The organism is Amycolatopsis sp. NPDC004772 (assembly GCF_053601215.1).
In genome coordinates, this window is sequence record NZ_JBSGBK010000013.1 from 59,194 (window position 1) to 70,554 (window position 11,361).

Below are 11,361 nucleotides of genomic sequence, written 5' to 3' on the forward strand. Positions count from 1 at the left end.
TCTGCGCACTCCACTCGCCGATCCGAGGAGAAACCGATGCGCAGATTCGTTTCCGCCGTCAGTGTGGCCGCGCTGGCCACGCTGGGACCGGGTGTGATGCCCGCCGAAGCGGCGCCGGGCCATCCGGACGCCGAAGTGGCGGGTGTCGCCGCGGCGTTCGGGCTGTCCGCAAACCAGGCCCGGACCCAGCTCGCCGCCCAGGATCGCGCGCACCGGCTGGCCGGGACCCTGCCCGCGGCCGTCCGTGCGCAGGCCGCGGGACAGTGGTTCGATGCCGCCGCCGGGAAGCTGACCATCGCCGTCACCACCCCGGAAGCGGCTGAGGAGGCCCGTGCCGCGGGGGCGGCGGCCCGGGTCGTGGCCCGAAGCCGGGCCGAGCTCGACCGCACCGCCTCGGCCGTCCGCGACCTCGTCGGCATGGGCGTCCCCGGCGTCTACGGCTGGGGCGTCGACGTCCGCGCCAACGACGTCGGGGTGGACGTCGACCGGACGAAGAAGACCGCCGCGACCGACAGCTTCCTTTCGCGCGTGCGGGAGCTGGGGGTCCGGATCACCGAGACCACGACGTCGCCGCGGCAGCAGTCGGGCACGATCCAGACCGGCAACCCGTGGTGGCCGGGCAGCGAGAGCAACTGCTCGGTCGGCTTCCCGGTGACGGATTCCGCCGGTGCGAAGCACTTCCTGACCGCGGGGCACTGCACGAACGACCGCGACCAAGCCGCCTACGGCGCTTCGGGGCAGCAGAACCGGATCGGCACGTCGAACGTCGGCGGCACGCACAGCGTCAACGCCCGCGAAGGCGACATGGGCGTTGTCGCGGTGACGGAGGCCGGGTGGAACCTCTCGGCGTCGGTGAACACCTGGGGCCGGCCGGCGATCACGCTGTCCGGCGCGGCCGAGGCGATGGTCGGCGACCGCGTCTGCCACTCCGGCAACACCTCGCACTGGCAGTGCGGCGAGGTGAAGTACACGCACAAGTCCGCCGACTACGGCGGCGGCCTGGTCATCGACGACCTGACCTGGACGACGGCGTGTTCCCTCGGCGGCGACTCCGGCGGCGGCTGGCTGCTCGGCGACAAGGCCACCGGCCTGCACGACGGCGGCCCGGCGCAGTGCGTCCAGAACCCTTCGGACGGGGATCTGTCCCTCTTCCAGCCGGTGGCCGAGGCGCTCGCCAAGTGGCGGCTCACCCTGGTGACCGGCAGCGGCCCGGCGCCGGGCGGCCGGACCCTGACCAACGACACCGACTACCCGATCCGCGACCACCAGCAGGTGTTCAGCCCGATCACGTCCACGCTGACCGGCCAAGCGGCGACGCCGCTTTCCGTCGCGGTGACGCTGCGGCACACGTGCGCCGAGGACCTCGGCGTCACCCTGCTCGACCCCGGCAGCAAGGCGTACCCGCTCAAGTACAGCGGTGGCGGCACGTGCACGGCGTGGAACGGCACCCGGACGTTCACGGTTCCGGCGTCCGCCCCGGCCGGCGGCCGCTGGCAGCTGCGCGTCACGGACTACGGGCCCGGCGACACCGGCACCCTCGACACCTGGTCGATCACCCTGTGAGCCGCCGCGGGCCGGGTGCGTCCCGGCCCGCGGACGCCTCAGTCCAGGGGCAGGTTCAGCAGCGCGTTTTCGATCAGCTCCGGCATCGCCGGGTGGATCCAGTACTGCCCGCGGGCCATGCTCCGCGCGTCGAGGCCGAAGCTCATCGCTTGGATGAGCGGCTGGATCACCGACGACGCCTGCGGGCCGATGATGTGCGCGCCGAGCAGCTGCCCGGTCGCCGGGTCGGCCAGGAGCTTCGCGAAGCCCGTGGTGTCCTCCATCGCCCAGCCGTACGCGATCCCGGCGTAGTCCTGCTTCGAGACCACGTAGGACACGCCCAGCTCGCGGGCCTTCTGCTCGGTCAGCCCGACCGAGGCCACCTGCGGGTGGGTGAAGACCGCGTGCGGCACGAACCGGTGGTCGGCGGTGATCCGCTCGTCCGGGTGCAGGAGGTTGTGCTGCACCACGCGGGCTTCGTGGTTCGCGACGTGCTTGAGCTCGTGCGGTGACGACAGGTCGCCGAGGGCGTAGATACCCTCGACCGCGGTCTGCTGGTAGTCGTCCACCACGACGTGCCCACTGTCCAATGTGGTCACCCCGGTGGCGGCGACGTCGAGCAGGTCGGAGTTCGGCTTGCGGCCGGTGGCGATCAGCAGGACGTCACCCTCGACGGTCTCGGCGCCCTGCGGCCCTTCGAGGTCCAGCGCGATGCCGCTCTCGGTCTGGCGCGCCCGCACGGTCTTGCGCTCGAGGCGGACGTCGAACCGCTCGGCCGCCAGCTCGGTGAAGCGTGCGCTGACGTCCTCGTCCTCCGAGCGCAGCAGCCGCCCGGACCGGTTGACCAGCGTGACCTGCACGCCGAAGGAAGCGAAGACGTGCGCGAACTCGGCCGCGATGTACCCGCCGCCGAGGATGACGATCCGCTCGGGCAGCTCGTCGAGCCGCATCACGGTGTCGGAGGTGTGGTAGTCGACGCCGTCCAGGCCCGGGATGTCCGGGATGACCGGACGGCCGCCCGCGGCGAGCACGAACTCGTCGGCGGTCAGCACCTCGTCGGGGCGCCCGTCGCCGAAGCTGACGCGCAGCTCCTTGTGGCCGGTGAAGCGGCCCGTGCCCTCGTAGACGTCGACGTTCGCGTTGTCCTCGTGGTGGCGCCGGTACTCCGCGCCGCCCTCGGCGATCGGATCGATGCGGCCGAAGATCCGGTCGCGGATGTCGCGCCAGCGCACGCCCTTCAGCTCTTCGTCGACGCCGTACTTGGCGCTGTGCGAAGGCGTGTACGCGACGTCGGCGGCGTACACGAACATCTTCGTCGGGATGCAGCCCACGTTGAGGCAGGTGCCGCCGAAGGTGCCCTTTTCGACGATCGCCGTCTTCTTGCCGGCGAAGTCCGGGCCGAGGATCGAGTTCCCCGATCCCGTCCCGACGATCACCAGGTCGTAGTGGGGCACTGCATCCTCCGCGGGTCCGGTTCCGGTCGTTTCACCCTAGCCAACCCTGCCGTGGAGGCTGGTGTTCCCCGTTGTGCTTAACGTCGTATTACGTGGTCAGTGGCCGGTCGCGGTGAAGTGCATCCGGTCTTTCGGGCTGGTCCAGGCGCCGCCCCAGCTCCACCCGATCGCCGCGAACGCGCGTACGGTCGCGTCGCCGGCCAGCACCATGCCGGCCCGCTTGCGCGAGCGCTCGACGTACGCCGAGGCCAGCTCGGGCAGCACGAGGTCACCCTGGGTGTAGGGGTTGCAGAACGGGTTGACGTCGACCGCGAGCCCGGAGGCGTGCGCCGACCAGGTCGTCTGCCCGCGCACCGGTCGGCAGACGAACGCGCTGGTCGAGTTGCCGTCCCCGGTCGGCGGCGCGGTGAGCTCGGCCGGGCCGGTCACGCGCATCTCTTCGAGCGGGAAGCGGGCGGCGAAGAGTTGTCCGAAGACTTTCGTGATGCCCGCCGCGCCGCGGGCGTTGACCAGCATTTCGCCGGTGTGGGCGCGGCCGTCGAAGCCCCAGAAGGACATCGTCAGGTAGCGGAGGTCGCCGGCCTTGACGGGGCAGGCGGGCTGCCACGTGCTGCGCGCGAGGACGTCGGCGGGCACAGCGCTGATCGTCGACGCGTAGGCGGTGCCGGCGGGCGGCGGGAGGAGGTCTTTTGTCGGAAGTGCCCGATTCACCAGTTCGGGTGGCGTCGGCTCGACCTCGCCGAAGCCGTCGGGACGGCGGGGGAGCGGCCGGGCACCCACCTGCCAGGTGACGGCGGGTGCGCTCGACGTCGGCGCCGGCTTCGCCACCGTGGTCGTCGCCGTTGCCACTGGTGTCGCCGCAGGTGCAGGCGGGGATGGTGGCGGTGCTTCCGCCGAGCATGCGCACAGGGTGAGGGCCAGTGCTGCCCATGCCGCCGCCGTCCGCCACATCCGGTCAGCTTGGCAGAGGCGGCCGGGCGCGGAGACCACCCGTTCCAGTGACACCGTTTTGGGCCCCCTCGGCTTAGGGTATTGAGCGCACGTCGTTCACGCACCGGAGTCGTCCGGATGCCGAGTGCTTAGCTCCGTGCTGCGCCGAAAAGGGGAAGACCCATGTCCGTGAAGTTCCGCCGATCCCTGCTGTTCGCGAGCGGCGCGCTCCTCGCGGTCGCCGCGGTCGCCGTCCCGGTCGTGGTGGGCACGGCGGTGGCCGGCCCGGCTTCGGCCAACCAGCCGCGGATCGTCGGCGGCGAAAAGGCGTCGCTGTCGGAGCACCCGTACGCGGTGTACCTGACCGACGCGGGCGGCAACCAGTTCTGCGGCGCGGTGATCGTGAGCTCGACGTCGGTCGCGACGGCGGCGCACTGCGCGAAAGCGGTGGCGAAGCAGGACATCCGCGTGGTGGCCGGCCGCGAGGACAAGCGCACGGGCGACGGCCAGGTCCTCGGCGTCTCGAAGGTCTGGGTCGCCCAGGGCTACAGCGACCCGACGAAGGGCGGCGACGTCGCGGTGCTGACCGTCCGCGGCCAATTCGACTACCGGCCCGCGAAGCTGCCGGACACCGGTGACGCGGGGCTGTACGCCAAGGGCACCCAGGCGACAGTGCTCGGCTGGGGCCGCATCGCCGACGGCGGTGCCCGCTCCGACTACCTGCGCAGCGCCGACGTGCCTGTGGTCTCGGACAGCGAGTGCCGCACCGACTACGACGTCTACGACCAGCGGACGATGGTGTGCGCGGGCTACGCCGAAGGCGGCGTCGACGCCTGCCAGGGCGACTCCGGCGGCCCGCTCGTGGTCGGCGACACGCTGATCGGCATCGTCTCCTTCGGCGACGGCTGCGCGAAGGCGAACAGGCCGGGTGTCTACACGCGCGTCTCGGCGTACGCCAACGACATCGAAGCCCAGGCCAGGCCCCGCCTCCTCGGCTGAGCGTGCTAAGCAGGGGTATGCCGACCCTGCACGACACGACCGGTCCCGAGCTGACCGCCGCCGAGCTGCACGACATCCTCCGCCTGCGCGTCGACGTGTTCGTCGTGGAACAGAAGGCCGCGTACCCGGAGCTCGACGGCCGCGACCTGCTCCCGGACACCCGCCACCTGTGGTTCGAGGACGACGGCGCGGTCCTGGCGTACCTGCGGGTCCTGCTCGACCCGGGTGGCGTCCGCCGCATCGGCCGCGTGGTGACGGCGGCGCACGCCCGGGGCGCCGGCCTGGCGGCCCGCCTGATGGACGCGGCCCTGACCGTCCCGGGCGAGTACGTCCTCGACGCCCAGACCTACGTCCAGGGCTTCTACGCGCGCTACGGCTTTGTCGCGGAAGGCGACGAATACACCGACGACGACGGGATCCCCCACATCAGGATGCGCCGCCGCCCGTGACACCCGCTCAGGCGAGCGCGCCCCGCGGGGCCGTCGCGGTGATCACCTTCACCGCACGGTCCACATCGGACTCCGTGAGGTCGGCCCGCGCGGTCAGCCGCAGCCGCGAAATCCCGTCCGGCACCGACGGCGGCCGGAAGCACCCGACGCGGATGCCCTGCTCGGCACACGCGCCGGCCCACGCCACCGCTGTCTCCGCGGACGGCGCCTGAACCGAGATCACGGCCGCATCCGGCACGCTCGCCTTCAACCCGTTCGCCTTCAGCGACATCGCCAGGTTGCCCGCGTTCTCCAGCACCTTCCCGGCCAGCCCCGGCTCTTCCTTCAGCGCGTGCAACGCCGCCAGCGCGGCCGCGGCGCTCGCAGGCGCCAGCGCGGTGTCGAAGATGAAGCTGCGTGCCGTGTCCACCAGGTGCTTGATCACCCGGCGCGGCCCCACCACGGCCCCGCCCTGCGCGCCGAGGGACTTCGAGAGCGTCAACGTCGTGACGACATCGGGCGCACCCGAAAGCCCAGCGGCGTGCACCGCCCCACGGCCGCCTTCGCCCAGGACGCCGAAGCCGTGCGCGTCGTCGACCAACAGCGCGGCGCTGTGCGAACGGCAGATCCCGGCCAGCTCGTCGAGCGGGGCGAGGTCGCCGTCGACCGAGAACACCGAGTCCGTCACCACCAGCGCCCGCGGCTTGCGCCGGGTCGCCAGCGCGTGCTTGATCGCCGACGGCGTCGAGTGCGCGACCGCGGCGACGTCGGCCCGCGAGAGCCGGCAGCCCTCGATCAGCGACGCGTGGATGTACTTGTCGGTGACGATCGCCGACTCGGCCCCGGACAGCGCCGTCACCGCACCGAGGTTCGCGGCGAAGCCGGAGGAGAACACGAGCGCCGCCTGCGCACCGCAGAACCGGGCGAGCTCCAGCTCCAGCTCGGTGTGCAGCTCGGTCGATCCGGTGACCAGCCGGGACCCGGTCGACCCGGCGCCCCAGCGCAGCGCGGCGGCCGCGGCGGCCCCGGCGACCCGCTTGTCGCGCGCCAGCCCGAGGTAGTCGTTGCCGGCCAGGTCCAGCTCGTCGGCCTGCGCGGGACGCGGCCGCAGCTGCCGCACGAGTCCCGCGTTCGCCCGCTTCTCCGCCTCGGCGTCGAGCCAGTCGAAAACCTCGTCGGGCGGGAGCGTCGGCGGCGTAGTCACGTCCCGCAGTCTCCCATCCGGGTCCCGGCGCCCGGCCAAGCGGGGCTGGAAACGCCGGAAGCCCCGGACCACGTGGTCCGGGGCTTCCGAAAGAGGACGATCAGCTGTCGTAGCCGCGACGCGGGCCACGGCTCGGGCGGCCGTAGCCACCGCCGTTGCCCGAGCGGGGCTGACGGCCGCGGCCGCCGAAGCCACCGGGACGGCCTTCGCGGTCGCCGCCGCGGTAACCACCACGGTCGCCGCCGCGCTCGCCGCCACGGTCACGGTCGCCGTAGCTGCGCTCGCCGCGGTAGGAACCGCCGCGCTCGCCGCCCCGGCCGCCGCCGAAGCCGCGGTCTCCGCGGAAGCCACCGCCGCCGCGGCGCGGGTTCTCGCGCCGCCGCTCGACGACCGGCTCACCGCTGGGCTCCTGGGCACCGGTGATGCGGGACAGCTCGGCGTCGCCCGGGCGGACCGTGGTCGACTCCGCGCGCACGCCGGCGCGGTCGGTCAGCCGGCGGACCATCCGGCGCTGGTCGTGCGTCGCCAGCGTGACGACCACACCGGACGCCCCGGCGCGGGCCGTGCGGCCGGCGCGGTGGAGGTAGTCCTTGTGGTCGGCGGCCGGGTCGACGTGCAGGACCAGCGAGATGTCGTCGACGTGGATGCCGCGCGCGGCGACGTCCGTGGCGACCAGCACCGGGGTGTGGCCGTCCTTGAAGTCGGCGAGGACGCGGTTGCGCTGCCCCTGGGTCTTGCCGCCGTGCAGCGCCGCCGCGTGCACACCCTGCTCGCGCAGCCGCTCGGTGAGGCGGTCGACGTGGTGCTTGGTGCGCACGAACATGATCGTGCGGCCTTCGCGGGCGCCGATCTGCGTGATGACGTCCTGCTTGTCCTGGTGCGAGACCTGGAGCACGTGGTGGTCCATGGTCGTCACGCTGGCGGTCGACGGCGCGACCGAGTGCGTGACCGGGTCGGTCAGGTACTGCTTGACCAGGCGGTTGACGTCACCGTCGAGGGTCGCGGAGAACAGCAGCCGCTGCCCACCCGGCGGGGTCAGGTCGAGGATCTCGCGGACCTGCGGCATGAAGCCCATGTCCGCCATCTGGTCGGCCTCGTCGAGTGCGATGAAGTTGCAGTCGCCCAGGTGCGCGGTGCCCTGCCGGACGTGGTCCGACAGCCGGCCCGGGGTGGCGATCAGCAGGTCGACGCCGCGGGACAGCGCGTCCGCCTGGCGGGCGAAGGCCATGCCGCCGACGGCCGTGCGGCACCACAGGCCGAGCGCCTTGGCCAGCGGGGTCAGCGAGTCGGCGACCTGCATGGCCAGCTCGCGGGTCGGGACCAGGATCAGCGCGCGGGGGCGCTTCGGGCGGGCCTTGCCGCCGTCGAGCCGGGCCAGCATGGCCAGGCCGAAGGCGAGGGTCTTGCCGGAGCCGGTCTGGGCGCGGCCCAGCACGTCGCGGCCGGCCAGCGCGTCCGGGATGGTCGCGGACTGGATCGGGAAGGGCTGGTTGATGCCCGCGTCGGCCAGCGCGCGGAGCAGCGGCTCCGGCAGGCCCAGCTGGGCGAACGTCTTGGTGACCACGGTCTCGACGGCGTCGTCGCGCAGCATGTCGCCGCCCGCAGGCCGCTGGCGCGGCTTGTGGTCGGGACGGCCCGCGCGGGCGGACGTCGAGGAGTGGCCGGAATTGAACGTGACTGTCACAAATGCCTCTCGGACGTGGTTCGTCGCAAGGGAGGCCCGGGCTGCCCGCGCGCAGGCAGGGCAAGATGGTGTGCGATGGGCGTTCACAGGGACGGACCCGGCACACCGTGTCATCGCTTGCCGACACTGCGCGCCGCTTGGGTTACGGATTACCGCGAGCCATTCGGTGGCTCTGGAGGCGACGGACACCAACTCATCCACGCCGCCGGTTGCGGTCTGTGTTCACTGTACCCGAGCCGGAGCTGGGACTACGCATCGAGGTCACCGGTTGTGGGCGGGGTCGCAGGCGTGTTCCACACCACACCTGCGACACCGCCCCGGAATCAGTCCATGCCGGCCGCGGAAACGAGCTCCGCCAGCAGTTCTCCGGTGTTCGTGACGTGCTCGCCGAGGCCCCGGCCGTGGAACCAGCCGGCCAGGTTGCGCACGTCCCGGACCAGGAACTCGACGCCGCCGGGGTTGGCGACGACGTCGACGACCTGGGGCAGGTCGATCACCATCAGCCTGCCCCGGTGCACCAGCAGGTTGTACGCCGAGAGGTCGCCGTGCGCGAGCCCTTCGGAGGCGAGCAGCTCGAGCGCCGCGGTGGCCTGGAACCACAGGTCCGTCAGCTCGTCCGGGTCCGGGCGGACCTGGGCCAGCCGGGGCGCGGCGGTGCCGTCGTCCTCGCCGAGGAACTCGAGCAGCAGTTCCGTCCCCTCCCGCTGCACCGGGTAGGGCACCGGCGCGCCGAGCGTCCACAGGCGACTCAGTGCGGCGAACTCGGCCGCCGCCCACTGCTCGGCGATGAGGTTGCGGCCGAACGCGCTGCGTTGGGCCATCGCGCGCATCTCGCGGGACCGGCGCATCCGCCGCCCTTCGAGGTAGCCCGCGTCGCGGTGGAACAGTTTGTGCTCGTCGCTGCGGTAGCGCTTCGCGGCGAGGAGCGTGCCCGGCGTGCCGGGCAGCCCGCGCCGCAGCAGGTGGACGTCGGCCTCCTTGCCGGTTTTGAGGACGCCGAGGTCGGTGTCGACCGCGGCGAGCTCGGTGACGACCCAGTCCGGCCGGGGGAGCGGGCCGTGCTCGGCGTCGTCCCAGGTGGACCAGCGGTCGGCGCCGTCGGGCAGCTGGTTTTCGGTGTAGGCGTCGTCGCGCAGCTTCGCGAGGCGGACGCGCTCGGCTTCGGTCAGCCGGCCGCTGCGGGTGGGTTCGGGTTCGTCGAACCGGCCGCGCCGCGGGCTTTTCCGGCGGCGGGTGGGCTGGTCGTCGAACAGGTCGAAGTCTTCGTAGTCGTGCTGGCGCACTGGTGGGTTTCTCCTTGATCAGGGATGCCCCACCGGGCGCGTGGTCAGCCTCGGGGGGCGGGTGGGTGAGGGCGCGAAAAGGCCCGGACAGTCCGCACGTCAGGCACCTCCCGTTCTCACCACACCGGCTCCCTGCCGGGTGCGCACAGGATGCCGGACTCCTCCGCCGCCGCGCAACCGAATAGCGCGAACGGTCCATTCGTGACGTTTCCTTGAATTCGCCCCGGCGCCGTGGTCACGATGAACGGGCAGGCCGAACTAGGAGGGGCGGCAGATGGACAGCTACGACGTGGTGATCGTCGGCGGTGGGCACAACGGCCTGGTGGCGGCCGCGTACCTGGCGCGGGCGGGCCGGTCGGTGCTCGTGCTCGAACGGCGGGAAGAGACCGGTGGCGCCGCCGTCTCGTTCCGCGCGTTCGAGGGCGTGGACGTCCGGCTTTCGCGCTACTCCTACCTGGTCAGCCTGCTGCCGAAGAAGATCGTGGCCGACCTCGGCCTCGACGTGGAACTGCGACGGCGCCGGATGTCGTCCTACACCCCGTCGGGCGGCTCCGGTCTCCTTGTCGACAACGACGACGCCGTCCGGACGGCGTCGTCGTTCCGGGCGGTCACCGGGTCCACTTCGGACTTCTCGGCCTGGCAGCGGTTCTACGAGCTGACCGAGCGCGTCGCCGGGCGTGCGTTCGGGACGCTCACCGAACCGCTGCTGTCCGAAGTGGACTTCCGCGAACGCGTCGGCGATGCCGAGGCGTGGTCCTTGCTGTTCGAACGGCCGATCGGCGAAGCGCTCAGGTCGTGGTTCGGCCACGACACGGTGCGCGGCGTGGTGCTCACCGACGCGCTGATCGGCACGTTCGCCCCGGCGGACGGCGAGGACCTGCGGCAGAACCGGTGCCTGCTCTACCACGTGATCGGCAACGGCACCGGCGACTGGGACGTCCCGGTCGGCGGCATGGGCGCGGTCACCCGTTCGCTCGCGGCGGTCGCCGCCGCGGCGGGCGCGCGCCTGGTGACCGGGGCCGAGGTGCTCGCGATCGACCCGGACGGCGAGGTGCGTTACCGGCGTGACGACACCGAGTTCGTCGTCCGGGGCGGGCACGTCCTCGCGAACGTCGCGCCGGCGACGCTCGCGCGGCTCCTGGCCGAGGATCCGGCGGAGCGTCCGGAAGGCGCACAGCTGAAGGTGAACATGGTGCTGACGCGGCTGCCGAGGCTGCGTGACCCGGACATCGATCCGGCCGAAGCGTTCGGGGGCACCTTCCACGTCAACGAGACCTTCAGCCAGCTGGAAACGGCGTACCGCGAGGCGGCGGCGGGCGGGATCCCCACGTTGCCGCCCTGCGAGATCTATTGCCACTCGCTGACGGATCCGTCGATCCTCGGCCCGGCCGAACGCGCGGCCGGCACGCACACCCTCACCCTGTTCGGCCTGCACATGCCGGCACGCCTCTTCCAGGGGCGCAACGAAGAGGCACGCGAAGCGGCGTTGCGCGCGACGCTCGCTTCGCTGAACAGCGTGCTGGCTGAGCCGATCGAGGACTGCCTGCTGATCGCACCGGACGGCAGGCCCTGTGTGGAAGCGAAGACCCCGCTGGACCTGGAAGCCGAGCTGGGCCTTCCGGCGGGACACATCTTCCACCGGGACCTGTCGTGGCCGTACGCGGAAGACCCGGCCCAGGCCGGCCGCTGGGGCGTCGAGACCGCCCACGAACGCATCCTGCTGTGTGGTGCGGGTGCCGCGAGAGGAGGTGGTGTCAGCGGCATCCCCGGCCACAACGCGGCAATGGCGGTGCTCGGCGCCCGAGCGTAATCGGTGACCCGGAATTGCGCACGGCCC

At 72.3% G+C, this 11,361-nt stretch carries 9 protein-coding genes; 4 read left to right on the top strand and 5 right to left on the bottom strand.

All coding sequences use genetic code 11. From position 1 onward, the window contains the following. Positions 1 to 36 precede the first annotated feature (36 nt). Positions 37 to 1,563, top strand: a complete 1,527-nt coding sequence (locus ACWEF6_RS11130; protein WP_449682774.1) for a proprotein convertase P-domain-containing protein — start codon at positions 37 to 39, stop codon at positions 1,561 to 1,563. Positions 1,564 to 1,601: 38 nt separating this feature from the next. On the opposite strand, the gene ACWEF6_RS11135 is transcribed toward ACWEF6_RS11130, so the two are convergent. Both ACWEF6_RS11135 and ACWEF6_RS11140 read right to left on the bottom strand, forming a co-directional pair. After that, positions 1,602 to 2,996 carry a mycothione reductase gene (locus tag ACWEF6_RS11135; RefSeq protein WP_449682775.1) on the bottom strand — a complete coding sequence of 465 codons (1,395 nt, stop codon included), beginning with the start codon at positions 2,994 to 2,996 and terminating at the stop codon, positions 1,602 to 1,604. A 96-nt stretch (positions 2,997 to 3,092) separates the two neighbouring features. Beyond that, positions 3,093 to 3,947, bottom strand: coding sequence for a M15 family metallopeptidase (locus tag ACWEF6_RS11140; RefSeq protein ID WP_449682776.1), 855 nt, complete (start codon positions 3,945 to 3,947; stop codon positions 3,093 to 3,095). Positions 3,948 to 4,109: 162 nt separating this feature from the next. Here ACWEF6_RS11140 and ACWEF6_RS11145 point away from each other — a divergent pair, with 162 nt between their 5' ends. Both ACWEF6_RS11145 and ACWEF6_RS11150 read left to right on the top strand, forming a co-directional pair. Further along, a complete protein-coding gene (locus tag ACWEF6_RS11145) occupies positions 4,110 to 4,925 on the top strand; it encodes a S1 family peptidase (protein WP_449682777.1) in 816 nt (271 codons plus the stop codon). Positions 4,926 to 4,942: 17 nt separating this feature from the next. Further along, a complete protein-coding gene (locus ACWEF6_RS11150; protein ID WP_449682778.1) occupies positions 4,943 to 5,374 on the top strand; it encodes a GNAT family N-acetyltransferase in 432 nt (143 codons plus the stop codon). Positions 5,375 to 5,381: 7 nt separating this feature from the next. Here ACWEF6_RS11150 and ACWEF6_RS11155 read toward each other — a convergent pair whose 3' ends face one another. From ACWEF6_RS11155 to ACWEF6_RS11165, 3 genes are all read right to left on the bottom strand, one after another. Further along, a complete protein-coding gene (locus ACWEF6_RS11155; RefSeq protein ID WP_449682779.1) occupies positions 5,382 to 6,557 on the bottom strand; it encodes an 8-amino-7-oxononanoate synthase in 1,176 nt (391 codons plus the stop codon). 100 nt (positions 6,558 to 6,657) lie between these two features. Next, positions 6,658 to 8,241, bottom strand: coding sequence for a DEAD/DEAH box helicase (locus ACWEF6_RS11160; RefSeq protein ID WP_449682780.1), 1,584 nt, complete (start codon positions 8,239 to 8,241; stop codon positions 6,658 to 6,660). Positions 8,242 to 8,564: 323 nt separating this feature from the next. After that, a complete protein-coding gene (locus ACWEF6_RS11165) occupies positions 8,565 to 9,524 on the bottom strand; it encodes a serine protein kinase RIO (protein WP_449682781.1) in 960 nt (319 codons plus the stop codon). 274 nt (positions 9,525 to 9,798) lie between these two features. Here ACWEF6_RS11165 and ACWEF6_RS11170 point away from each other — a divergent pair, with 274 nt between their 5' ends. Then, complete coding sequence (locus ACWEF6_RS11170) at positions 9,799 to 11,334, top strand: phytoene desaturase family protein (protein WP_449682782.1); 1,536 nt, start codon at positions 9,799 to 9,801, stop codon at positions 11,332 to 11,334. The last annotated feature ends 27 nt before the right edge of the window (positions 11,335 to 11,361 follow it).

Bases quoted from the DNA above. Each gene is read 5' to 3' on its own strand.
- ACWEF6_RS11150 (WP_449682778.1), top strand. From the start codon at position 4,943: ATGCCGACCCTGCACGACACGACCGGTCCCGAGCTGACCGCCGCCGAG.
- ACWEF6_RS11130 (WP_449682774.1), top strand. From the start codon at position 37: ATGCGCAGATTCGTTTCCGCCGTCAGTGTGGCCGCGCTGGCCACGCTG.
- ACWEF6_RS11145 (WP_449682777.1), top strand. From the start codon at position 4,110: ATGTCCGTGAAGTTCCGCCGATCCCTGCTGTTCGCGAGCGGCGCGCTC.
- ACWEF6_RS11140 (WP_449682776.1), bottom strand. From the start codon at position 3,947: ATGTGGCGGACGGCGGCGGCATGGGCAGCACTGGCCCTCACCCTGTGC.
- ACWEF6_RS11170 (WP_449682782.1), top strand. From the start codon at position 9,799: ATGGACAGCTACGACGTGGTGATCGTCGGCGGTGGGCACAACGGCCTG.